The following is a 23174-nucleotide window of genomic DNA, read 5'->3' on the forward strand; positions in this document are numbered from 1 at the left end:
CCACTCTGCCCTTTACACGCCGGGCAGGCCCACGGGGCAGGAGACGCCGGTGGAGTGCACCGGGCAGTAGCCGTTGGGGACCTTGTAGAGGTACTGCTGGTGCTCGGCCTCGGCGTAGTAGAAGGCGTCGAGCGGGGCGATCTCCGTGGTGATCTCCCCGTAGCCCGCCGCCGTCAGCCGCTCCTGGTACAGGTCGCGGCTGAGCTTGGCGGCCGCCTCCTGCTCCGGACCCTGCGTGTAGACCGCCGAGCGGTACTGGGTGCCGACGTCGTTGCCCTGGCGCATGCCCTGGGTGGGGTCGTGGTCCTCCCAGAACGCCTTCAGCAGCTGCTCGTAGGAGGTCAGCGCCGGGTCGAAGACGACCAGCACGACCTCGGCGTGGCCGGTCCGCGCGGAGCAGACCTCGCCGTAGGTCGGGTTGGGGGTGTACCCACCGGCGTAGCCGACGGCCGTCGAGTACACGCCCGGCAGCTCCCAGAAGACCTTCTCGACGCCCCAGAAGCAGCCGGCGGCGAAGACCGCGGTCTGCATCCCGTCGGGGAACGGGGGCTGGATGCGGTTGCCGTTGACCGCGTGCACCTCGGGGACGTACGGGAGCGGCTCGGGACGGCCGGCCAGCGCGTCCTCCGCGGCGACCGGCTGGGTCTTGGCGCGGGAGGAGAAGAACATGGCCCAACTGTAGGTCCGCCCTGCAAGCTGTCCCGACCTGCGCCAAGGTGACTGCTCCGGCCGACGGCGGCCGGCTGGACGAGGAACGGGAGCAGATGAGCACAACGGAGCTGACCGACCGGGTGGCCCTGGTGACCGGAGCGGCGAGCGGGCTGGGGCGGGCGGTGGCGACCACCCTGGCCGGGGCGGGGGCGACCGTCGTCCTCGGCGACATCGACACCGCGGGCGCCGAGGTGACGGCCAAGGCCGTCGCCGAGGCCGGCGGCACCGCCGAGGTCGTCGAGCTCGACGTCACCCAGGACGCCGTCCGCCGCCGGGTGGTCGCCGACCTGTTCGGCCGGCACGGGAACCGCTTCGACCTGCTGGTGAACGTCGCGGGCATCGACCGTCCCGGTTACGTCACGGACATCGACCTGGACGACTACCGGATGGTGCACGCCGTCAACTGCGAGGGCCCGGTGTTCCTGACCAGCGAGTTCCTCAAGGTGGTCCAGCACCGGCCGGCGGGGACGACGGCGGACGTCGTCCACGTGACATCACTGTCGGCGGTGACCTCGGGCAGCGGGGCGATCGCCTACAACAGCTCCAAGGCGGCGTTCCGCAGCGCGACGCGCTGCATCCAGCGCGAGCTCCGGGAGAAGGCGACGGTCGGCCCGGACGGCGCCGAGACGCCGTTCCCGGCCCGGGTGCACAGCATCGTCCCGGCCGCGATGGACACCCCGATGATGGAGCGCTGGGGGATCCCCGGGCACCGGATGATGCCGCCGGAGGACGTCGCGCGGATGGTGCTGACCATGGTGACCATGCCCGACACCAGCTTCGTGCCCGAGGTGTTCGTGGTGCCGCGCAACGAGCCGGACTTCCCGCGGTGAGCGTCCCCACGAGGGAGTGGCAGCTGGTCCGCCGGCCGCACGGGGAGCCGGTGCCCGAGGACTTCCGTCTCGTGACGGGGTCCCGGCCGGACCCGGGGCCCGGGCAGGTCGTCGTCCGCACCATCGCCATGTCGGTCGACCCGTACATGCGCGGGCGGATGAACGAGGGGCCCTCGTACGCGCCGCGGTGGGAGCTGGGCGAGACGATGCAGGGCGGGGCGGTCGGCCAGGTGGTCGCCTCCCGCGATGCCGCGCTGCCCGAGGGCGCGCTCGTCCTGCACGGCTCGGGCTGGCGGGACGTCGCCGTGCTCGACGCCTCCGCGGTGTCGGTGGTCGAGCCCCTGCCGGGGTTGCCGCTGTCGCTGTACCTGGGTGCGCTGGGCATGCCGGGGCTGACCGCGTGGGTGGGGCTGTTCCGGATGGCGGAGTTCCGCCTCGGCGACACGGTGTTCGTCTCCGGTGCGGCCGGCGCCGTGGGCAGCATGGTCGGCCAGCTGGCCCGGCTGAACGGCGCCGCGGCCGTCATCGGCAGCGCCGGGACGCCGGAGAAGGTCCGGTGGCTGACCGGGGAGCTCGGGTTCACCGCCGCCTTCGACCACCACGACGGGCCGGTGCGGTCGTCGCTGGCGGCGGCGGCGCCGGACGGGATCGACGTCTTCTTCGACAACGTCGGGGGCGAGCACCTGGAAGCGGCGATCGGCGCGTTCAGGCAGCACGGCCGGGCCGCGCTGTGCGGGGCGATCTCCGGCTACAACGCGACCGAGCCGCCCCCGGGACCGCGCAACATGTTCCTGCTCGTGGGCAAGCGGTTGTCCCTGCGCGGGTTCATCGTGAGCGACCACGCGGACGCCCGACCGGAGTTCCTGGAGAAGACGTCGGCCCTGCTCCGGTCCGGCGAGCTGGTGGCCCGCGAGACAGTGGTCGACGGCCTGGACGACGCCGTCACCGCGTTCCTGGCCATGCTGGGGGGTGCGAACACCGGGAAGATGGTCGTCCGCCTGGCGCCCGACCCGGCCTGACCGCGGCGCGCTCGAGACTCCTCCCCGGTCGGCCGCACGCCTGCGCGCACGGCTGTCCACAGGTAGCTGTTCCGGCTGGTCAGAGCACCACTCAGCCGGTAGGATCGAACACGTGTTCGACGACTCCGCTGCCGCTCTGCCCCCGCGGGCGGGGTCGTCGTTCGAGGCCGGGCTGCGCGAGTTGCTGGCGTCCTCGGCGGCGCCGGTGACGGTGCTGCTGAAGGTGCCGGTCGGGCCGCCCGTGGAGCTGGCTGACGACTTCCGCTGGCACGCCCGGCGCCCGGCGCCCGCTCCCGATGCTCTTCTCCCGGGTGCGCTGGAGTGGGACGCGCAGTTCGGCGCGGGACTCGCGGCGCTCGACCAGGTGCGCGCGGCGCAGGCGGCAATCGGGCGGGAGCAGGCGGTGCGGGCCCGGGCGCTGGTGGCGTTCGCCCGGTCCCGGCCGGCATCTCTGGACCGGCCGGACGCGGAGGTGGGTGCGGCGGCGGTCGCGTCCCGGGCGGCCCGCCCGACCGTGTTGGGAGCGGTGAGCGAGTGGGCGGTCGACGAGGTGGCGGTGGCGTTGTCGATGACCGGCGCGGCGGCGTCCCGGCTGCTGGCCGAGTCCCTGCAGCTGGTCGACCGGTTGCCGGGCACGCTGGCCGCCCTGGAGGCCGGGGAGATCCACTGGGCGCACGCGCAGGTGCTGTGCGACCTGGTCACGCCGCTGCCGGACCCGGTGGTCCGGGCGGAGGCTGAGCGGCGGCTGCTGGCCCGGGTGGCCGGCAAGACGCCTCCGCAGCTGCGGGAGGCCGCGCGGCGGGTGGTGGCCCGGCTGGACGCCGAGGCGATCAGCCGGCGGGTCGCGGCCGCGGTCCGGGAGCGGGGGGTGGCGCTGTACCCGGGGGAGGACGGGATGGCCTCGGTGGCAGCGGTGCTGCCGGGCCCAGTGGCCCGGGCGGTGCACGACGCACTGTCCCGCTACGCCGACGCCGCCGCCGAACCCGGCGACGGGCGGAGCAAGGCGCAGCGGATGGCGGACTGCCTGGTGGACCTGGTGCTGCGGCCCGGGGAGCATGGCCTGGCCCCCGTCCAGGCCCGGCTGACCGTGGTCGCGGCGGTGCAGACCCTGCTCGGTGAGGGCGCGGACGCCCAGGAGCCGGGGGAGGTGGACGGGGACCTGGTGCCCGCGGTGATGGTCCGCCGACTCGCCGCCACCCTCGGCCTGCTGCCGGAAGAGGGCTCAGCCGCGCGACCGACTGTGCCGGAACCCGCGCCCTCCGGCACCGCGCCCGCACCCGACCGTGTCGCCGCGCTGGCCGAGCTGCTGGGCGTGCGACAGGTGGCGGGGACAGCCCTGGAGCACCGGCCGCAGCTGGCGCTGGTCGACGAGCTCACCGGCGCGCTGGCCTGCCTCACCGACGCCGCCACCCTCCAGGGCGCGGCCCGCGCCGGCCGCGGGCTCGGCCCGCCACCCGCCTCCCCGGGCTACCGGCCCGGGCCGGGGCTGGACCGGTTCGTCCGGCACCGCGACCGCCGCTGCCGGTTCCCCGGCTGCCGCACCCGCGCCACCCGCGGCGACCTGGACCACACCACCCCTTGGCCGGCCGGGGCCACCAGCGCGGCCAACCTGGCCTGCCTGTGCCGACACCACCACCGCCTCCGACACCAGGCGCCGGGCTGGTCGGTCACCACCGGACCCGACGGCGCCCTGCACTGGCGGACCCCCACCGGACGGACCGCCACCACCCACCCACCCCGACACGGCACCGACGACGACCTCACGAAGCCGCCGAAGGCTGAGCCAGGCGCACCCGGACGCCCGGCACCGCAACGGCAGGCGGACCCCGACCCGCCGCCGTTCTGACGTCCACCGGAGACCCGCCTGGCGGGCCGGCCGGTTGGCGCGGACGGCGTCAGGGCAGTCTCAGCACCATGTGGCTCTTCCTCACCCGCAGGTTCCGCACCTGGGTGCTCCTGACCTTCCTCGTCCCGCTGGCCACCGGCCTGTTGCGTCGCGTCGGCGAGGCGCTGCAGCGCCGCAACGGACCCTCGGCGGTCAGCAACGGCCTGCTGCGGGCCGGGGAGCTCGGCGAGCGGGCACGCGCCCGGCTCCGCGGCGGCCGTCGCCACTGACCCACCCGACGACCAGCTCGACGTCCCACGCCGATCCACCGGAGGACCCCCTGGACACCCCCGTCCTCGAACAGCGCCCCGCAGCGGACGAGACCCGTGCCGTGGCCCTCTTCTGCCACGGCGGCACCGTCGCCAGCCTCGAACCACCCCGTGAGCGCGCCCTCTCGCTCGCCCGCATGCGGGCCATCGAGCAGTTCGTGCACGCCACCACCGCCGAGCGGGGCATCGCCACCGCCCTGGTCCGCTACCGGCTGGCCGGCTGGAACGGCGAGGCCGCCGACGCCTACCAGGACGTCCGCTGGTCGCTCGAGCAGCTGCGGGCCGAGCACGGCAACGACGTGCCGATGGTCCTCGTCGGCCACTCGATGGGCGGCCGGGCAGCGCTGCGCGCCGGAGGCGAGCCGCAGGTCACCGCGGTGTGCGCCCTCGCTCCCTGGACCCCACCGGGCGAGCCGGTGATGCACCTGCGTGACCAGACCGTGGTGATCCTGCACGGACGCGGCGACCGGTGGGTCCCGGCCCGGCTCTCCGCCGACTTCGGCGTCCGCGCCCGCCGGGCGGGTGCACGGGTGGCCCGGTTCACCGTCGCCGGCGGCCACAGCATGCTGCGGCGGGCCCACCGGTGGCACACCTTCACCCGGGACGTCGTCCTGGCCGGAGCGGGGCTCGAGCCGATGCGCCCTGAGATCACCGCGGCCCTCGCCCAGCAGTCACCCGAGGGCCTCGCCGTCCCGCTCTGATCGGCCGGCCCCCGCTCGTCACTGCCGGTCACCGCCCGGCCGGCGATCCGACCGGATCGGGCGACGTCGGTCACCCATCCGCCACGTTCTCCACCGCGCTCACTGTGGGTATGAAGTGGGTCACCCGACGTGGAGGAGGTGCGATGTCCGAGTCCGACCCGACCGTGCACCGCGCCGTCCTCCCCCGGGCTGCCGTCCGAGCGCTGACCCTCGCTGGTGCGGCCGTCGGCATGTGGCTCCTCGGCCAGGCGACGGCCTCGGCCGAGGAGGTCGCACCGGTGCCGGTACCCGCGGTGCAGGCCGCCCTCGCCACCGTCGACCCGCTGGCCGGACCGGTCCTGCACCCGCTCGAACCAGCCGGCGCCCCGGTCGCCGACGTGGTCGCCGACGTGGTCACCCCGGTGACCGGGGTGGTCGCTCCTGTTGTCGAGGTGGTCGCTCCGGTCGCCGAGGTGGGCGCCCCGGTCGCCGACGTGGTCGCCGACGTGGTCACCCCGGTGACCGGGGTGGTCGCTCCTGTTGTCGAGGTGGTCGCTCCGGTCGCCGAGGTGGGCGCCCCGGTCGCCGAGGTGGTGGCTGGAGTGGTCGATGCGGTGCCGGCGCCCGCGCCGCTGCTGCGCGCTCCCGAGGTCCGCGCTCCCGACCTCGCCGTGCCCACCAACGCGCCGGCGCCCGCCCTCCCGGTATCCCGGGTTGCCGCCCCCGCGGGGCAGCCCGCGCAGCCGGAGACGGCGGTGCTGGAAGCGGCGGTGCCGGCGACGGCGGTGCAGGACCCTTCGGCGCCCAGCAGCGCGGCGGTGCCCGCACAGCTCGCCGCCGACCGGGACGCGTCGCCGGCCACCGTGCCCGGCACCCCCACCCCGACCCACACCCCGACCAGCACCCCGACGTCGCCTGCGCCCTTGCCGGCGTACCCGCCGGCGCTGCCCGCGCCGGTCCCCGGTCCGGCTGGGCACGCGGGCCCGCATCAGCCCGACCAGCCGTCCGCCGACCTCGGCGGAGCCGTGCTCGCGGCGGCCGCGTCAGCGCTCGGCGCGGCGGCCGTGGAGGCACGCGACGCCGCGGCCGCCCTCCCCTCTGAACCGTCCTCCTCCCCCGACTGAGCCGGCTCCGGTCAGCCCTGCGCTGACGCGGCCATCCCCGGTCCCCACCGGACCGGTTCCCCAGTCAGAGAGAGAAGGACTCCCATGAACGTGTGGATCAGGCACGGCCTGCGGACTGCCCTGCTCACCGGTGGCCTGCTGGCCGCCGGCTCGGGCACCGCCTCCGCCGACGACAGCATCGACGTGACCGTCCCGGTCACCGTCACCGACAACGCGGTGGCCGTCCTGGGCACCAGCCCGGGGACGACGGCTCCCGAGATCCCGCTCCCGGCCGTCGAGGCACTCGTCCACGTGGACCTCGGCGCCGCGACGGTGTCCGCGCCCGTCACCGTCGGCGGGAACAGCGCCGACGTGGCCGGGCTGGACGTCGCCCAGCCGGCCGGGGCACCCGGACCGGCAGCGGGCGGCGGGCACGGTTCTGCGGTGGTCGCGGACGTCCCGGTCACGGTGACCGGCAACGCCGTCGCCGTCCTCGGTGAGGCCACTGCCCGCGGGGACGCCGGGCCTCCCGCGGCGAGCGGGATCGACGCCGCCCTGCTGGACGTCGACGCTCCGGTCACCGTCTGCGGCAACGCCGTCGCCGTTCTCGGCGATGCCACGGCGAACTGCACCGCCACCGACCCGGGCACCGGCGGTCCCGCGACCGGCGGGACTCCCCCGCTGGTCGACGTCGATGCTCCGGTCACCGTCTGCGGCAACGCCCTCGCCGTCCTCGGCGACGCCACCGCGGACTGCACCGCCACCGACCCGGGCACCGGCGACTCCACGACCGGCGGGACTCCCCCGCTGGTCGACGGGGACGCCCGGGTCGGCGTCTGCGGCAGCGGCATCGGCGTCCTCGGCGATGCCGCCGCCACCTGCAGCGCTCCGGCGGCCGGCGGCGGACTCGACCTGCCGACGTCGCCGGTGACCGGCTCGACCGGCCCGACCGGCGGCACCGTCCGGCCGGCGCGGTCGGACGGTGCGGTCGACGCGGCACTCGGTACGGCCGGCACGGCCGGTACGGCCGGCGCGGGAGGCCCGCTGGGCACGGTCAGCACGACCGCCGCGGCGCTCGGCACCTCGCTCGGCACGGCGCTCGGCACGGCGGCCGGCACGGGCGCCGGTACCGGCAGTGCTGCCGGCCGGCCCGGCGGGGTGCTGGCGTGGACGGGCGCCGACGTCGTGCCCCTGGCCCTCGGCGGGCTGCTCGCGCTGCTCCTCGGGCTGGGGCTCACCATCCGGGCCCGCCGCGGCGTCGTAGCGAGCTGATCAGCACCGGGGCCCGGTCACCCGACGCGGTGGCCGGGCCCCGGCGCCACCGGCGGCGGCGGGTCGTCGGCCAGCCGCGACCACAGCAGCTCGTCGTGCTTCACGCCGTCCCCGTAGCGGTAGGACCGACGGAGCCGACCCTCCAGGACGAACCCGGCCTTGGCCGCCACCCGGCCGGACGCCGGGTTCTCCACCGCGTGCACCAGCTCGATCCGGTCCAGGCCGAAGGCCGGGAAGCCCCATCCGCACACGGCGACCACGGCTGCGACGGCGACGCCCTGACCGCGGGCGGCCGGCACCGTCCAGTAGCCGATCTCCGCGTCGGCCTGGTCCCGGTCGATGGAGTGCAGCGAGACCGACCCGCGCAGTTCACCCCCCGTGGCCGACACCACGGCGAAGCTGGCGTGGTCGCCCTCGCTCCAGTCGCGTCGCCGCCGCAGCATCGCCGCGACCTCCTCGTCCGAGCCGGCACCGGCGCCGTTCCACAGCCGGATCGCCGGGTCGCGGAGGGCCGCGGCGACCGCCCGGACGTCGTTCTCCCGCCAGGGGCGCAGCAGCAGCGCACCGGCCGCCAGCTCGACGGGCTCCATGCCCGCATGGTCCCAGCCGACCGACCGCACCGGGCCCCTCCACGGGCACGCAACGGCCTCCGCGGCCGGACGGCTAGCGTCCGCGGCGTGACGACGACGGAACCCGCCCGCGAACGCACCTACACCTGGTCCGACCCGTCCCTCAGCGCGGACGCCGCCCGGAGCTCGGCCGGCATCGACCTGCTGCGCGCGGTGGCCGGGGGCCGGCTGCCCGGCGCCCCGGTGGCCGCCACGTTCGACTTCGTCCTGGACTCCGTCGAGCCGGGCCGGGTGGAGTTCTCCTTCGTGCCGGCCGAGTACCACTACAACCCGATCGGCTCGGTGCACGGCGGCGTCTACGCGACCCTGCTGGACTCCGCGGCCGGGTGCGCCGTCCACTCCCTGCTCCCGGCGGGCGTCGGCTACACCAGCCTGGACCTGACGGTGAAGTTCCTCCGCGCGATGACCGTCGACACCGGCCGGGTCCGCTGCACCGGCACGGTGACCCACCTGGGCGGCCGCACCGGGCTGGCCGAGGCGCGCCTCGTCGACGACGCCGACCGGCTGCTCGCCACCGCGGTCAGCAGCGTGTTGCTGATCCGACCGCAGCCGGGTGCCACGGTCGGCTGAGGGTCAGCCCAGCGGGGTGCGCACCCCGTGCTCGACGTCCACCAGCCGCCCGTCGAGACCCGCGGCGGCCAGCGCGTCGCGCACCGCCTCCGGGCCCTCGCTGAAGTGCGCCCACGAGTCGACGTGCACGACGACGACCTGCGCGGGGTCCAGACGGCGGACCGCCTCGGCCGCCAGCTCGCCGGTCAGCGTCAGGGGCGCGCCGTCGAACAGGGCGGTGCGCGCGGCCCCGGCGAACAGGACGGCGACGTCGACGCGCGGGAACGCGGCCCGGACGGCGTCCACGCAGTCCAGCGAGGCGTTGTCCCCGCTGACGTAGACGGTGGGCACGCCGGCGCCGTGCACCACGAACCCGGTGACCGGCCCGGTGAGCGCCTCGGCGCCCTCCGGCCCGTGCAGAGCCGGGACGCCGGTCACCTGGACCGGCCCGACCGGCACCGTCTCGCCGGTCGCCAGCGCGCGGGCGGTGCCGCCGAGCCGCTCGGCGCCCAGCGCGGTGGTCAGCACGACCGGCGCGGAGGCAAGGGCCTCCCGGCCGGCGCGGTCCAGATTGTCGGGGTGCTGGTCGTGGCTGAGCAGGACGGCGTCCACCGGGCCGAGGTCGGCGGCGGTGAGTGCGGCCGGCGCCGTCTTGGTCAGCACCCGGCCACCGCCCAGCGGGTAGTCGCCGGGCGGGTCGAACGTGGGGTCGACCAGCAGCCGGGCCCCGCCGATCTCCAGCAAGGCGGTGGGGCCGCCGGTCAGCGTGACGGCGAGCACGTCGGTGGGCACGGGGTCACGGTGCCACACCGCTCGCAGGCCGGGTGCCGGGCTCGGCCCGGCACGGTGGTCAGGCAGGCACCGAGACGCCGACGCCGCCGCGGGTCCCGGCGCCGTAGCGGGCGATCTCCGCCTCCAGGTCCAGCGGTCCGGTGGTGGCCCCGGCCGCCTCGATCTCGGGCGTGATCAGGTTGGCGGGCAGCAGCCAGGAGACCTCGAACTCGATGCCGTCGGGGTCCTGCGCGTACAGCGCCTTGGTGGTGGCGTGGTCCGACGCGCCGACCAGGGCGCCGGCGTCGGTCAGGGCGCCGCGGATCCGGGCCAGCTCGCCGAGGGTGTCGACCTCCCACGCCAGGTGGTAGAGCCCCACGGTGCGCCGGCCGGCCTCCGAGGGGCCCGCGGCCGCGCCGACCTGGAACAGCCCCAGGTCGTGGTCGTTGGTCGACCCCTCGGCCTGCAGGAAGACCGCCCGGCCCGGCATCTCCACCTTCACCCGGAAACCGAGGACGTCGCGGTAGAAGGCCGAGCTCCGGTCGACGTCGCGGACGAAGAGGACGGCGTGGTTCAGACGCTGGACGGGCACGGGGACTCCTACGGGAGAAGGGATGGTGCTCGCCACAACGTACATGAACGTTCAAGCATTCCGCACCACCCGCTGTCAGCGGCCCCGCGGCAGCGACATCGCGTCCGGGAGCACCACGTCGACCAGGCCGTAGGCCTGCGCCTCCTCCGGGGAGAACCAGCGGTCGCGCTCGGAGTCCCGGGTGACCTGCTCGACGTCCTGGCCGGAGTGCGCGGCCTGCAGCTCGTTCACCTGCCGCTTGAGCCGGCCGAGCATCTCCGCCTGGATGGTGATGTCGGCAGCGGTGCCGCCCAGGCCGGCCGAGGGCTGGTGCATCAGGATCCGGGCGTGCGGCAGCGCGAAGCGCTTGCCCGGGGTGCCGGCGGTCAGCAGGAACTGGCCCATCGACGCGGCCATCCCCATCGCGTAGGTGGCCACGTCGCACTGGACGAACCGCATCGTGTCGTAGACGGCGAGCCCGGCGGTCACCGAGCCGCCGGGCGAGTTCACGTACAGGTGGACGTCGCGGGTCGGGTCCTCCGCCGCCAGCAGCAGCATCTGGGCGCACAGCTGGTTGGCGATCACACCGTCGACCTCGCGGCCGAGGAAGACGATCCGCTCCCGCAGCAGCCGTTCGTAGACGGCGTCACCCAGGGTGCCGGCGGTGTCGGTGGCGGCGCGGAGGTGCACGGAACTCATCGGGTCGTCTCCTTCGTGAGGGCGCGGAATGGCACGGACAGCCAATCGCTGCGCGCCGGAGAATGCGATGCCGAATGGCGCTGTTCAGCTGTCCGCGCATTTCTTGTGCCCACAGAGGAATGGTCTGGACAGATCCGCCGCGGACCGTCGTGTTCTGATGGGGGAGTGACCGAGCCGCTCGTCGTCCGCCCCGTCGTCCGGCTCGCCACCCGGGCCGACGTCCCGCGCATGGCCGCCACCCTGGCCGCGGCCTACCCCGACTACCGCTGGACCTCCTGGGCACTGCCGGAGGACGGCCGGGCGCAGCGGCTGAGCCGGTGGGCCGAGCTGTGGGGCGGGCTGGTCCCGGTGCTGGCCGGGACGGCGTGGGTCACCGACGACTGCGCCTCCGTGGCGGCCTGGGCGGCGCCGGACACCGGTCCTCCGGCGGCCGACCTCCAGGCGGTCGTCGACCGGGACCTGCCACGGGTCTTCGGCGCGCGCCAGCCGGTGGTGCTCGCCAGCGAGCGGCTGGGCGCGCCGGGCCGGCCGGTGGAGCCGCACTGGTGGCTGCACGCCGTCGGCACCCGACCCTCCGCGCGGCACCAGGGCCTGGGCGCCGCGGTGCTGCGGCCGGTGCTCGACCGGTGCGACGCCGAGGGGGTGCCGGCCGCGGCGACCGTGTACACGTCCACCGTGGTGCGCTGGCTGGAGCGCGTGGGCTTCGCCGTCACCCACTCCACCCGCACCGCGGTCGACCACGAGCTGCCCATCTGGACGCTGGTCCGCCGGCCCGGCGCACCTCAGCCCGGCGCGTAGCGCAGCAGGACCACGCCGGAGCGGAACGGACGGGACTCCAGCAGCCGCAGGGCCGGGACGCCGACGCCGTCCGGGAACAGCCGGCGTCCGCGGCCGAGCACGACGGGGAAGACGAAGAGCCGGTACTCGTCGACCAGACGCCGGCGGACGAGGTCCTGCACCAGCGTGATGCTGCCGGTGGTCACGACGTCCCCGCCCGGCCGGCGCCGCAGCTCCGCGATCCCGTCCGCGAGCGGTCCGGACAGCACGGTCGCGTTCTCCCACTGCGGATCGGTCATCGTGCTCGAGACGACGTACTTCGCCACCCGGTCCAGGTGCGCACCGACCCCGGTCCCGTCGTCGGCCCGGTGGCGCCAGTACCCGCGCAGCTGCTCGAACGTCAGCCGGCCGGCCAGGAAGCCGTCGGACGCGGCAGCCTGCTGCTGGACGACGGCGAGCACGTCGGACCGGTCGTCCTCGGCCGCGTCCGACGGTGCGAACCACCCGCCCTCGGCCTCGACCACCCCGTCCACGGTGATGTTCTCGGTGACCACGATCCTGCCCATCTGTCTCTCCTCCGGTGGGGGTCGTCCCGGGGTGAGGACCCCGCCGCGGCGCCGTCCTCATCGGTCCGGCCGAGGCCAGCCTGACCTGACCCCCGGGGGCCACAGGTCGGCCCGGGTGGACCGGGTGCGGCGGGCAGACCAGGAACGACCGCCCACCTGACCGCCCCCAGCGAGGTCCCCGTGTACCTGTCGAAGACCGAGGCCGCCGTCCTCACCAGCACGCTGCCCCGCACGCTGCCCCGCACGCCCGTCCCGCCGAGCAGGCGGCGGCTGTGGCCGCTGCTGGGCCCGGCGTTCGTGGCCGCGGTCGCGTACGTGGACCCGGGCAACTTCGCCACCAACTTCGCCGGCGGTGCCTCCTTCGGCTACACCCTGCTGTGGGTGATCGTCGCGGCCAACCTGATGGCGATGCTGATCCAGGCGCTCACCGCCAAGCTGGGCCTGGCGACCGGCCGGGACCTGGCCACCTGCTGCCGGGAACGGCTGCCGCGACCGGTGGTGTGGGGCCTGTGGGGGCAGGCCGAAGCGGTGGCGATCGCGACCGACCTGGCCGAGATCGTCGGTGGTGCGGTCGCGCTCAACCTGCTGTTCGGGGTGCCGCTCCCGGTCGGCGGGGTGATCACCGCCGTCGTCGCGTTCGTGCTGCTGGCCGCCCAGTCCCGCGGCCACCGGCCCTTCGAGCGGGTCATCGCCGGGCTGCTGCTGGTGATCGGCCTGGGGTTCGGCTACACGCTGGTCGGCTCCGGCATCGACCCGGGCGGCGTCGCCTCGGGCATGGTGCCCAGCTTGGCCGGCACCGACAGCCTGCTGCTGGCCACCGGCATCCTCGGCGCGACGGTCATGCCGCACGTCATCTACGTGCACTCGGCGCTCACCCCCGGCCGGTACGGCGACGCGGTGACCGCCGGGCGGACCCCGGCCGGCCGCGGTCGGCTGCTCCGGGCCCAGCGGCTCGACGTCCTGCTGGCCATGGGCCTGGCCGGCCTGGTCAACGCCGCGATGCTGGTGATCGCCGCGCAGCTGTTCACCGGGGACGCCGCGATCACCTCGCTGGAGAGCGTGCACGCCGGCCTCGGCGACCAGCTGGGCACCGGAGCGGCGCTGGCCTTCGCGCTGGCGCTGCTGGCCTCGGGGTTCGCCGCCTCCTCGGTCGGCACCCACGCCGGGCAGGTGGTGATGGCCGGCTTCCTGCGCCGGCACGTCCCGGTGCTGGTCCGGCGGCTGGTCACGCTGGCCCCGGCGCTGCTGGTCCTGGGTCTGGGCGGGGACCCGACGACGGCGCTGGTCTGGTCGCAGGTGGTGCTGTCCTTCGGCATCCCGTTCGCGCTGGTGCCGCTGCTGTGGCTGACCAGCCGCCGGGACCTGATGGGGGCCTGGGTGAACCGGCGGGTCACCACGCTGGCCGGCTCGCTGGTGGCCGCCCTCATCATCGGGCTGAACGGCTACCTGCTCGTCGACCTGGTGCTGGGCTGAGCGGGCGGGAACCGCCACCGGCCGCGCCTCGTTCCCCTCTGACCCCCCTCTCCCCGGACGCCGGAGGTCCACCGTGCTCGCCCTCCCTCCCCTGACCACGCAGGCCGAGCGGCTGGTCGCCCTCGGCGTGCACCGGGTCGCCGGCCTCTCCCCCGCCGAGGTCTGCGGGGCCGCGGCCCGCGCCGGACGACGGGACGGCGCCCTGCTCGTCGTCCACCCGGCGCTGGCGCCCGCCTCGGCGCTCACGCCGCTGGTGGAGCGCGAGGGCCGGCAGGCCTTCGTGGTGGTCGACATGACCGACGTCGACGACTTCGCACCCGTCGAGCAGGCCCCGGTCCCGGCCGGACCGGTCTACCTCCTCGACGCCCCGGACCGGGGGGACGCCCTGGCGAACCGCAGCCCCGACGAGGCCCTCCCGGCCATCACCGCCGCCGGCCGCACGCCGCTGACCCTGGGCGAGGGACTGCACTGGCTGCTGCAGCAGCCCGGGGCGCTCGAGCGCAACCACTGCTTCATGACGATCGGCTCCCGCCGGCGCCGGCCCGACGGGCGGCTGGACGCGCGCACCCCGGCGCTGTGGCTGAGCAACGGCACGGGCCGCGACGGCCGGGGACGACGCGGTGCGCCCAAGGTGGGCTGGTGCTGGGCCGGAAACCGGCACACCTGGCTGGGCTTCGCCTCGACGGCCGCCCGGACCGCGCTGTGCACGGCACCGGCGGGGACCGATGAGAACCGGCACCGGGTGCCGTCTGTTGGATGACACCCACACCGGCGCCGTGCACCACGGCGCCGACCGGAACTGCTGAGGAGCACCAGATGGGCGCGATCAAGGTCCACGAGTTCACCACCGTCGACGGCGTGGTCGACGTCCCGATGTGGACCGTCGACTACGGCTTCCCCGACGACCTGTCCGCCTCGATCGGAGCGATGACCGAGGCGTCGTCGGGCATCCTGCTCGGCCGCACCACCTTCGAGATGTTCGCGCCGGCCTGGTCGACCCGCACGGTGGAGGAGGACCCCGGCGCCCCGTTCTTCAACGACACCCGCAAGTACGTCGTCAGCTCGACGCTGTCCGACGCCGAGGCGGTGTGGCGGAACTCGACGGCCATCGGCGGGTACGACGCCGACCGGATCCGGGCCCTCAAGGAGGAGGAGGCCGGCGACCTGTACGTCAGCGGCAGCGCCACCCTGGTGCGGGCGATGCTCGCCGACGGCCTGGTCGACGAGCTGCACCTCTACGTGTACCCGGTCGCCCTGGGCGCGGGCATCCGGCTGTTCCCCGAGGGGGCACCGCGGACGCCGCTGGCCCTGCTCGGCGCCGAGCCGCTGAGCAACGGGGTGGTGCACCTCAGCTACGGCCCGGCGCCGGCCGCCGGCTGAGCCGGGGCCTCACCCCGGCGGCTCGGTCCCCTCCTCGGGGAACAGTGGGAAGGGGCTGTCCACCCCGGCCGCGGCGAGCGCCCCGGCCGGGGTGCCCGCGGCCGCGACGGCGGACGGCGCGACCAGGACGTCGATGCCGTCCCCCTCGGGCCGGGCACGGGCGGACCGGACGACGGACCCGTGCCCACCGGCCAGCCGGTCCGCCTCGTCCCGCAGGTCGCCGGGGCGGAACGGGGTGTGCTGCACCGCCACGGTGAACCCCTCGGCGGAGGCGAGCACCCGGGCCACCGCGGCCGGTGGCTCCCCGAACCAGCGGACGGTCAGCCGGGTGCGGTCCATGCTGACGCCGGGGGTGCCGAAGTCCGGGGAGTTGCCGGCGGCCGCGGACAGCCGCTCGAGCAGGTCGTAGACCTCGGCCCGGGTGCCGGGGTAGACGACGTACTCGCCGTGGCCCAGTGCCGGTGCCGGCTGCCGCCGGGGTCCCTTGCGCGCCGCCATGCCGGCATCCTCCCCCGCCCTGCGGTGGTCCCGGCGCCCCGGCCGTCGCAGGGTGGCGGCATGGAGATCGCCGGAGCACGGATCTGGGTCACCGGCGCCTCGTCCGGGATCGGCGCGGCGCTCGCCCGCGAGCTGGCCGACCGCGGGGCGCGGGTGGCGGTCAGTGCCCGCCGCGCCGACGCGCTGGCCGAGGTGGCCGGGGGGCGGATGGCCGTCGTCCCGGCCGACGTGACGGACCGGTCCGCTGTCGTGGCCGCCGGGGAGGCGGTGCGCGCCGCGCTGGGCGGGCTGGACGTCGCCGTGCTCAACGCCGGGACCTGGTCCCGGTTCGTCGTGGACCCGTGGGACAGCGGCCTGTTCGCCGAGCACCTGCAGGTCAACGTGCTCGGCACCGTGCACACCCTCGAGGCGGTCGTCCCCGCGATGCTGGCGGCCGGCCGGGGCCGGGTCGTCGGGGTCGCCTCGGTCGCCGGGTACCGCGGGGTCCCCGGCTCGGAGGCCTACAACGCCGGCAAGGCCGCGCTGATCAACCTGTTCGAGAGCCTGCGCGGCTCACTGGCGCACCGCGGCATCGTCGTCCAGACGGTGAACCCGGGCTTCGTGCGCACCCCGATGACCGACCGGAACCGCTTCCCGATGCCGTTCCTGGTGGAACCGGAGGTGGCCGCGCGGACGATCGCCGACGGCATCGCCCGGGACCGGGCGGAGATCGTCTTCCCCCTTCCGATGGCGGTGGGGATGAAGCTGGCCCGGCTGGTGCCGGTCCGGGCGTGGACCGCGCTCACGGCGGCGATGGCCCTGCGGGGCCTCCACGGCGGCCCGAGCCGCCGTGGAGGCCCCTGAGGCTCATGTGCGCGGGCCGCCGGCGACGTAGAGGACCTGGCCGGACACGAAGCCGGCGCCCTCGCTGACCAGGAACGAGGCGGCGTGCGCGATGTCCTCGGGCTGGCCGACCCGGGCGACCGGGATCTGCTTGGCCGCCATCTCCTTGAACTGCTCGTAGGGCACGCCCACCCGCTCGGCGGTCTGAGCGGTCATCTCGGTCTCGATGAACCCGGGGGCGATCGCGTTGGCGGTCACGTTGTAGCGGCCCAGCTCGATGGCCAGGGTCTTGGTGAACCCCTGCACGCCGGCCTTGGCGGCGGAGTAGTTGACCTGGCCGCGGTTGCCCAGCGCCGAGACGCTGGAGAGGTTCACGATCCGGCCGAACTCGGCCTCGACCATGTACTTCTGTGCCGCCCGGCTCATCAGGAACGCGCCGCGCAGGTGGACGCCCATGACCGCGTCCCAGTCGCTGACGCTCATCTTGAACAGCAGGTTGTCCCGGGTGATGCCGGCGTTGTTCACCAGCACCGTCGGGGCGCCCAGCTCCTCGGCCACCCGCTCGACCGCGGCGGCCACTGCGGCCTCGTCGGCGACGTCGACCCCGACGCCGATCGACTCGCCGCCGGCTGCGGTGATGCTCTTGACGGTGTCGGAGCAGGCGCCCTCGTCGAGGTCCAGCACCGCGACCGCCATCCCGTCCTGTGCGAACCGCCGTGCGATGGCCGCGCCGATCCCGCGCGCTGCCCCGGTGACGATCGCCGTCCTCTGCTGTGCCACTGCGTCTCCTCGTCGAGTCCTCGGACGACCCCGCGGGCGGCATGTGTCGCCGGCGCGGGTCAGGTGCCGTCTACCGGACGGTAACGTCCGCGCCCCGTGGACCGGGTCAGCGCCCCGCGCAGAAGGGCGTCCGGATCACATCCGACGCAAGCGGCGCGGGGCGGACACGGCCGTTCACGCCGCCCGGCGTGCCCGCGCGTGGTCTCCCGGGGTCACCCTCCGGTCGACGTCCGGTGACCGGCGCGCCGCGGCCGCGCGCCCTGAGTGGTGGCTCACACGCGTGGCGGGGTTTGACAGCCCCGCTTCCTGCCAAGACAGTGGGTCGCCGCCGAGCCCCAGCGGCCAGGAACGCGAGGAGACCGAGTGACCGGCGAGCCCGCCCGGCTCCTGTGGCCCTCCTCCGCCCCCCCGCCGGCCGAAGACGGCTGGCACTGGGAGTTCTCGCACGTCTCCCAGCTGCCCCAGGCGCGTGCCGAGCTGCGTGCGGGCCTGGCCGCCGCCTCCTCGGCCACCGACGGGGCGGCCGAACTCGACGAGGCAGTCGTCCTGGCCTTCGACGAGATGGCCTCCAACGCCCTGCGGCACGGCGGTGGCGGGGTGCGCGCCCGGGTGCAGCGGGCCGCGCAGGCCTGGCTGGTCGAGGTGTGCGACAACGCCCCCACCCGGCCGCCCGAGCCCGCCGTCGGCCGGGACCCGAGCCTGGGCGGGCTGGGCCTGTACCTCATCGCCGAGATGTCGGACGCGCACGGCTGGTTCCTCGAGGACACCACCAAGAGCGTCTGGGCCCTGCTCCCCCGCCGCTGACCGGCTCCCGGCCCCTCAGCCGTGCAGGTGGACCGCGACCAGGGCCACGTCGTCCTCGGAGGTGCCCGGCCGCAGCCGGTCCAGCAGGCCTCCGCACAGGTCCTCGAGCGGCTGCCCGCCCAGCTCGGTGAACAGGGCGCGCAACTGGGCCACGCCGTCGTCCAGCGGGACGCCGCGACCCTCCACCAGGCCGTCGGTGTAGAGCAGCACGGTGCTGCCCCGGCGCAGCACCACCTCCTGCTCCCGGCGCCGGGCACGCGGGTCGACACCCAGCAGCAGGTCGAACTGCTCCCCGCCCAGCACGGTGACCACGCCGTCCGGGTCCCGCACCATCAGCGGGGGATGACCGGCGCTGGACCAGCGCAGCCGGGTCAGCCCCTCGGCCCGCTCCTCCGCCGACTGCTCGAGGCGGGCGATCGCCGCGGTCGCCAGGGTGTGCACCGCCAGCCCCGCCATGGCGCGGTCCAGGTCCCCGAGCACCTCGGCGGGCCCGGCCCCGGCCCGGAAGGCGAGGCCGCGGAGCAGGCCGCGCAGCTGGCCCATCGCCGCGGCGGCGACCGTGTCGTGCCCGACGACGTCGCCGATGACCAGCATCGTGGCCCCGTCGGGTTGGCCGAAGGCGTCGTACCAGTCCCCGCCGACGTGCGCGGCCCGCACGGCCGGTGAGTAGCGGACGGCGATCTGCGCGAACTCCGGCTGCACCGGCTCGGTGAGCAGGCTGCGCTGCAGGTCCTCGGCCATCCGGCGCTGGTGCTCGTACAGCTGCAGGTTGTCCAGGGCCAGCGCCGCCCGGTCGGCGAGCTCGCGCAGGGTGGCGACGTCCTCGGCGTCCGCGGCCGGCCGGTCCGCCGACCGGTAGACGCTCATCGCCCCCACCGTCCGGCCGCGGGCCACCAGCGGCAGCGCCACCGCCGTCTGCGGGGCCAGCTTCCGGAAGCGGTCGCTGACCTCCCCCGGGGGCAGGGCCCGCCCCACCGCGGCTCCGACGTCCTCGACCAGCGTCACCTCGCCGGTGCCCAGCGCCGCCACGATCGGGGCTGCGGCCGGCAGCGCGGCCAGCCGCAGCTCGGCGTACCGGGCGGTGTCCTCCTGCAGGTCCTGGTCCCAGTGCGCGCTGGCGACGTCCTGCAGCCGGCCGCCCTCGTCGACGACGCTGACGATGACCCAGTCGCCCAGGACCGGGACCACCGCACCGGCCAGCACGTCCAGCGCCGCCTGCCGCTGGTCGCCGTCCAGACTGGTGGAGAAGGCCGCCGTCACCTCCGCGATGAGGGACAGCCGCTCGGCCGTCCGGCGGGCCCGCTCCTCGGCGGCCCGCCGCTCGGTGACCTCGGAGAAGTACACCGAGAGGCCGTCCGCACTCGGCCAGGCGCGGACCTCGTACCAGCTGTCCAGCGGCGGCGGGTAGTACGCCTCGAAGGCCGTGGGCTCCCCGGTGTCCATCGACCGGCGGTACTGGGTCTCGAACACACTGCCCAGCGCCGCCGGGAAGCGCTCCCAGATGTCCGCGCCCAGCAGCTCCTCACGGGGCTGGTCGAGCAGCCGCTCGGCCTCGGCGTTCACGTAGGTGAAGCGCCAGTCCGGCCCGAGGGAGAAGAAGGCGGCCGGCATGCTCTCCAGGACCCGGGCCACGCGGGCGTCGCTGTGCCGCTGCGACGTGGTGTCGTACGCCGCGCCGAGCACGCGCGTGGCGGTGCCGCCGTCGCCGGCCAGCGCGCGGCCGCGGCCCTGCACCCAGCGCACCCCGCCCCCCGGCACCAGGACGCGGTACTCGACCTCGAAGTCCCCGCAGCGGTCGACGGCCGACTGCACCGCGTCCATGACCCGGGAGACGTCGTCGGGGTGCAGCCGCGCCGTGAAGTCCTCGATGCTCTGCTCGAAGGTGGCCTCGTCGTAGCCGAACAGCTCGATGAGCCGGTCGTCCCAGTGCAGCGTGCCCGAGGCGAGGTCCCAGTCGAAGCTGCCGATCCCGGCGGCGTCGATGGCCAGTCCCCAGCGGAGCCTGCTGGCCTCGAACTCCCGGACGACGGCGGCGAACTGCAGCTCGGTGGCCACCGGGGCGGCCAGTTCGCCCAGCAGCGCGACGTCGGCGTCGGTCCACGCACGCGGGTGCGGGGCGAACACCGCCAGCACCCCGACCACCAGCTCGCCGGTGAGCAGGGGGACGCCGAGGTAGGCGACGACGTCCCCGTTCCGCACCGACGGCAGGTCCGACAGGCGCGGGTCGTCGCGGGCGTCGGCCACCACCAGTGGCCCCCGGGAGGCGACGACGATGGCGCCGAGCGACCCGTCCAGGGGGATCCGTGCGCCGACGGTGCCGCGCCATCCGGTCGCCCCGGTGACGGTCTGCACCTCGCTGACCAGGGACACCCCCGCGCTCGGGGCGGCGAGCAGCCGGGCGGCGAGCTCGGTCAGGTGCTGGACGCCGCGCGCGCCGGTCGCCGACGCGGCCAAGCGGGCGGCGGCGGCCACCCGCTCGGGGTCGAGCGGCGACATCGTCGGTGTCCCGCCTCTCGTCGGCCGGCACGGTGCGCCGGTCAGCTGCCCGCGTTCGTCGTCCGGCGGCCATTCTGCCCGGTGCCGCGGACGGCTCAGCGCCCCGCCGCGTAGCCCTGCATCCCGCGCGGGTTGGCCCCGGCCCGCAGCACCCCGGTCTCCGGGTCGCGGGACACCGCGGAGAGCCGGCCCAGCGACCAGGCGTCGGAGACGGTGACGTCGTGCCCGCGGCGGCGCAGGTCCTCGATCACCGCCTCGCCGAGCCGGGACTCGACGACGACCTCGCCGGGCGTCATGTCCCGCGGGTAGAACGAGGACGGGAAGCTGGTCGTGTGCCAGGCCGGCGCGTCGATGGCCGCCTGCAGGTCCAGCCCGCCGAGCGTGTGGGCGAGCCAGAAGCACAGCTGCCACTGCTCCTGCTGGTCACCGCCGGGCGTGCCGAAGGCCAGGGTGGGGACGCCGCCGCGCAGCGCGAGGGACGGCGACAGGGTGGTGCGCGGCCGCTTGCGCGGCACCAGGGAGTTGGGCAGGCCGGGCTCCAGCCAGAACATCTGCGCCCGGGTGCCCAGCGGGAAGCCCAGCGACGGGATGACCGGCGAGCTCTGCAGCCAGCCCCCGGAGGGAGTGGCCGCGACGATGTTGCCCCACCGGTCCACGACGTCGACGTGGCAGGTGTCGCCCCGGGTCGTGCCCCGGGCGTCCACCGTGGGCTCCCCCACCCCGGCGACGCCGCCCGGGGAGGGGCGGGGTCCCGCAGAGCTGTCGGTGACGTAGGCGGGCAGCCTGGGCGGGCGCCCACCGGGCGAGCCGGGCCGCAGTTCCCTGCTGGCCCGGTCGCCGATGAGCGCCCGCCGTTCCGTGCTGTAGGAGGGCGACAGGAGGTCGTCCACCGGCGCGTCCGCCACGTCCCCGTACCAGGCCTCGCGATCGGCCATCGCCAGCTTCACCGCCTCGACGCTGGCGTGCACCAGCTCGGCGTCGGGGACGGCGGAGGCGTACCGGGCGCCGGGGCCGGCCGCCGGGACGCCGTCCAGCAGCGCGAGCGCCTGGAGCAGCGCCGGGCCCTGCGACCACGGCCCGGCCTTCGCGAGCGTCCACCCCTGCCGGTCCAACGTGACCGGTGGCTCGTACGTCGCCGTCCAGCTGGCCAAGTCGTGCCCGGTCAGAAACCCGCGGTGCTGACGACCGGAGTCGTCCATCGTCGGGTACCGGCAGAACTCGTCTATCGCCTCGGCGACGAACCCCGTGTACCAGGCCGCGAGTGCCGCGTCGATCTGTGCCTCTCGGGAGGGACCGCGCGCTGCGTCGAGCAGTCGGCGGTAGGTCGAGGCGAGGACCGGGTTGCGGAACAGGCGACCGGCGGCGGGGGGTGCTCCGTCGGGGGCGAGCCAGGTGGCGGCCGAGGTAGGCCAATGGGTGCGGAAGTGCTCGGAGACCGAGGCCACGGTCGCGGACACCCGCGGGACGAGCGGGTGACCGGACTCGGCGTACTCGAGAGCGAAGCGCAGGACGGCGTCCAGCGGCAGGGTGCCGTGGTCGCGGAGCATCGTCAGCCAGGCGCCCATGGCGCCCGGGACGGTGGCCGCGAGCAGGCCGGTGCCCGGGACCAGCCCGAGACCGAGGTCCGAGAAGGCCTCGATCGTCGCGCCGGCCGGGGCGACCCCCTGACCGGACAGGACGACGGGGACCCCCGCGCCCGGTCCGTGCCCACCGCGGGCGAACAGGACGGGGACCTCGCCACCGGGCCCGTTGAGGTGGGGCTCGACCACCTGCAGGGCCAGCCCTGCGGCGACGGCCGCATCGAAGGCATTCCCCCCGGCCTCGAGGGTCGCCATGCCCGCCGCGCTGGCGAGCCAGTGCGTGGAGGCGACCATGCCGAAGGTGCCGCTGAGCTCTGGCCTCGTGGTGAACACGAAGCCAATCTAAGGACCACCGGGGACGGCGCGCTCAGCGACGACCCGCGCCGCGGCCGGGCGGGGCCGGACGGGACGCCGGGGCGCTCGCGCTGCGGGATCGGGCTCTCACCGTCGGGGGCGCGGTGGCGCACGTCGGGGAGGACCAGCGAGTACTGCCGGCCGGCCGGCCGCTCGCCGTGCGGTCCGGCGCCCCGGGCGCCGACCCGCCGCGCGGCGGTGCGCAGCCGGTTCATCAGCTGCCGCACCGGTGAACGGGTGCCGGCAGCCGGGGTGGTGGGGGTGGAGAGCAGGTCCGCGGCCAGGTCCGTCGCCCGGGCGAGCGCGGCCTCCAGTGCCGGGTCGACCCGCTCGACGGGGGCCCGGCGCGGTGCCACGGCGGGGGCCGCGCCTTCGACCGGCCGGGTCCGCCGGACCACCGGGGAGCCCGGCGTGCCCAGGCTGTACACCCGCAGCCGCGGGCCGCCCCAGGCCAGCCGCTCCCCGTCGGGGCCGGCACCCCAGGCGGCGGCCCGCCGCAGGAGGGCGCCGGGGTGCACCAGGAGGCCGGCGACGGTGTCGAGGAGTGCGGGGTCGAACGCCATGTCCAGCTCCTTCCTGGGAAGAGTTGCCGCGGCCGGGGAAGGGACCGCGGGCAAGAGAGAAGTTACGGACGACGGCGCCCCGCGACCCGGGTC

24 protein-coding genes are annotated in these 23174 nt (G+C 75.8%); 14 read left to right on the top strand and 10 right to left on the bottom strand.

Annotation, left to right across the window (positions count from 1 at the left end; genetic code table 11):
• Positions 1–12: 12 nt before the first annotated feature.
• Positions 13–669, bottom strand: a complete 657-nt coding sequence (gene msrA / locus ACWIX6_RS00185; protein ID WP_448614825.1) for a peptide-methionine (S)-S-oxide reductase MsrA — start codon at positions 667–669, stop codon at positions 13–15.
• Positions 670–716: 47 nt separating this feature from the next.
• Between msrA and ACWIX6_RS00190 the strand changes: the two genes are divergently transcribed.
• The 7 genes from ACWIX6_RS00190 to ACWIX6_RS00220 all read left to right on the top strand — a co-directional run bounded on the left by ACWIX6_RS00190 (position 717) and on the right by ACWIX6_RS00220 (position 7769).
• On the top strand, positions 717–1541 hold the full coding sequence (locus ACWIX6_RS00190) for an SDR family NAD(P)-dependent oxidoreductase (RefSeq protein WP_448614826.1): 825 nt from the start codon (positions 717–719) through the stop codon (positions 1539–1541).
• Positions 1538–2560 (top strand): NADP-dependent oxidoreductase, encoded by a 1023-nt coding sequence (locus ACWIX6_RS00195; protein ID WP_448614827.1) that lies wholly within the window; start codon positions 1538–1540, stop codon positions 2558–2560. Before ACWIX6_RS00190 ends, ACWIX6_RS00195 begins: the two co-directional genes overlap by 4 nt.
• A gap of 112 nt (positions 2561–2672) precedes the next feature.
• Positions 2673–4406: a DUF222 domain-containing protein gene (locus tag ACWIX6_RS00200; protein WP_448614828.1), complete on the top strand. Its 1734-nt coding sequence runs from the start codon at positions 2673–2675 to the stop codon at positions 4404–4406.
• Between the two features lie 68 nt (positions 4407–4474).
• Entirely contained in the window at positions 4475–4675 is a 201-nt protein-coding gene (locus ACWIX6_RS00205) for a hypothetical protein (RefSeq protein WP_448614829.1), read from the top strand.
• Positions 4676–4776: 101 nt separating this feature from the next.
• Positions 4777–5415, top strand: a complete 639-nt coding sequence (locus tag ACWIX6_RS00210) for an alpha/beta fold hydrolase (RefSeq protein WP_448614830.1) — start codon at positions 4777–4779, stop codon at positions 5413–5415.
• Between the two features lie 143 nt (positions 5416–5558).
• Positions 5559–6518, top strand: coding sequence for a hypothetical protein (locus ACWIX6_RS00215; RefSeq protein WP_448614831.1), 960 nt, complete (start codon positions 5559–5561; stop codon positions 6516–6518).
• 84 nt (positions 6519–6602) lie between these two features.
• Positions 6603–7769 carry a hypothetical protein gene (locus ACWIX6_RS00220; protein ID WP_448614832.1) on the top strand — a complete coding sequence of 389 codons (1167 nt, stop codon included), beginning with the start codon at positions 6603–6605 and terminating at the stop codon, positions 7767–7769.
• Positions 7770–7786: 17 nt separating this feature from the next.
• Here ACWIX6_RS00220 and ACWIX6_RS00225 read toward each other — a convergent pair whose 3' ends face one another.
• Positions 7787–8359: a GNAT family N-acetyltransferase gene (locus ACWIX6_RS00225; protein WP_448614833.1), complete on the bottom strand. Its 573-nt coding sequence runs from the start codon at positions 8357–8359 to the stop codon at positions 7787–7789.
• A gap of 87 nt (positions 8360–8446) precedes the next feature.
• Here ACWIX6_RS00225 and ACWIX6_RS00230 point away from each other — a divergent pair, with 87 nt between their 5' ends.
• The gene (locus ACWIX6_RS00230; RefSeq protein WP_448614834.1) at positions 8447–8968 is read left to right on the top strand and encodes a PaaI family thioesterase; all 522 of its coding nucleotides are present in this window, start codon (positions 8447–8449) and stop codon (positions 8966–8968) included.
• Between the two features lie 3 nt (positions 8969–8971).
• Here the strand turns inward: ACWIX6_RS00230 and ACWIX6_RS00235 are convergent, their stop codons facing one another.
• The 3 genes from ACWIX6_RS00235 to ACWIX6_RS00245 form a co-directional block, all read right to left on the bottom strand.
• Entirely contained in the window at positions 8972–9739 is a 768-nt protein-coding gene (locus ACWIX6_RS00235; RefSeq protein ID WP_448614835.1) for an MBL fold metallo-hydrolase, read from the bottom strand.
• Between the two features lie 58 nt (positions 9740–9797).
• Complete coding sequence (locus ACWIX6_RS00240) at positions 9798–10310, bottom strand: VOC family protein (protein ID WP_448614836.1); 513 nt, start codon at positions 10308–10310, stop codon at positions 9798–9800.
• A 75-nt stretch (positions 10311–10385) separates the two neighbouring features.
• A complete protein-coding gene (locus ACWIX6_RS00245) occupies positions 10386–10988 on the bottom strand; it encodes an ATP-dependent Clp protease proteolytic subunit (RefSeq protein WP_448614837.1) in 603 nt (200 codons plus the stop codon).
• 165 nt (positions 10989–11153) lie between these two features.
• On the opposite strand from ACWIX6_RS00245, the gene ACWIX6_RS00250 reads away from it, so the two are divergent.
• Entirely contained in the window at positions 11154–11786 is a 633-nt protein-coding gene (locus tag ACWIX6_RS00250) for a GNAT family N-acetyltransferase (protein WP_448614838.1), read from the top strand.
• Here the strand turns inward: ACWIX6_RS00250 and ACWIX6_RS00255 are convergent.
• Complete coding sequence (locus ACWIX6_RS00255; protein WP_448614839.1) at positions 11771–12331, bottom strand: dihydrofolate reductase family protein; 561 nt, start codon at positions 12329–12331, stop codon at positions 11771–11773. The two genes, ACWIX6_RS00250 and ACWIX6_RS00255, sit on opposite strands and share 16 nt — an antisense overlap.
• 180 nt (positions 12332–12511) lie before the next feature.
• On the opposite strand from ACWIX6_RS00255, the gene ACWIX6_RS00260 reads away from it, so the two are divergent.
• From ACWIX6_RS00260 to ACWIX6_RS00270, 3 genes are all read left to right on the top strand, one after another.
• Positions 12512–13804 carry an Nramp family divalent metal transporter gene (locus tag ACWIX6_RS00260; RefSeq protein WP_448614840.1) on the top strand — a complete coding sequence of 431 codons (1293 nt, stop codon included), beginning with the start codon at positions 12512–12514 and terminating at the stop codon, positions 13802–13804.
• Positions 13805–13877: 73 nt separating this feature from the next.
• Positions 13878–14564, top strand: a complete 687-nt coding sequence (locus ACWIX6_RS00265; RefSeq protein WP_448614841.1) for a DUF5701 family protein — start codon at positions 13878–13880, stop codon at positions 14562–14564.
• Between the two features lie 56 nt (positions 14565–14620).
• Positions 14621–15184, top strand: coding sequence for a dihydrofolate reductase family protein (locus ACWIX6_RS00270; RefSeq protein ID WP_448614842.1), 564 nt, complete (start codon positions 14621–14623; stop codon positions 15182–15184).
• A gap of 9 nt (positions 15185–15193) precedes the next feature.
• Here ACWIX6_RS00270 and ACWIX6_RS00275 read toward each other — a convergent pair whose 3' ends face one another.
• Positions 15194–15682, bottom strand: a complete 489-nt coding sequence (locus ACWIX6_RS00275; protein WP_448614843.1) for a hypothetical protein — start codon at positions 15680–15682, stop codon at positions 15194–15196.
• A gap of 60 nt (positions 15683–15742) precedes the next feature.
• On the opposite strand from ACWIX6_RS00275, the gene ACWIX6_RS00280 reads away from it, so the two are divergent.
• On the top strand, positions 15743–16525 hold the full coding sequence (locus tag ACWIX6_RS00280) for an SDR family NAD(P)-dependent oxidoreductase (RefSeq protein ID WP_448614844.1): 783 nt from the start codon (positions 15743–15745) through the stop codon (positions 16523–16525).
• 3 nt (positions 16526–16528) lie between these two features.
• Here ACWIX6_RS00280 and fabG read toward each other — a convergent pair whose 3' ends face one another.
• Positions 16529–17284 (bottom strand): 3-oxoacyl-ACP reductase FabG, encoded by a 756-nt coding sequence (gene fabG / locus ACWIX6_RS00285; RefSeq protein ID WP_448614845.1) that lies wholly within the window; start codon positions 17282–17284, stop codon positions 16529–16531.
• A gap of 363 nt (positions 17285–17647) precedes the next feature.
• Between fabG and ACWIX6_RS00290 the strand changes: the two genes are divergently transcribed.
• Positions 17648–18088, top strand: a complete 441-nt coding sequence (locus tag ACWIX6_RS00290) for an ATP-binding protein (protein ID WP_448614846.1) — start codon at positions 17648–17650, stop codon at positions 18086–18088.
• Positions 18089–18103: 15 nt separating this feature from the next.
• On the opposite strand, the gene ACWIX6_RS00295 is transcribed toward ACWIX6_RS00290, so the two are convergent.
• Both ACWIX6_RS00295 and ACWIX6_RS00300 read right to left on the bottom strand, forming a co-directional pair.
• A complete protein-coding gene (locus ACWIX6_RS00295) occupies positions 18104–20584 on the bottom strand; it encodes a SpoIIE family protein phosphatase (RefSeq protein WP_448614847.1) in 2481 nt (826 codons plus the stop codon).
• 95 nt (positions 20585–20679) lie between these two features.
• On the bottom strand, positions 20680–22497 hold the full coding sequence (locus tag ACWIX6_RS00300) for a gamma-glutamyltransferase family protein (RefSeq protein ID WP_448614848.1): 1818 nt from the start codon (positions 22495–22497) through the stop codon (positions 20680–20682).
• Between the last annotated feature and the right edge of the window lie 677 nt (positions 22498–23174).

The sequence above is a fragment of the Modestobacter sp. URMC 112 genome (genome assembly GCF_053502575.1).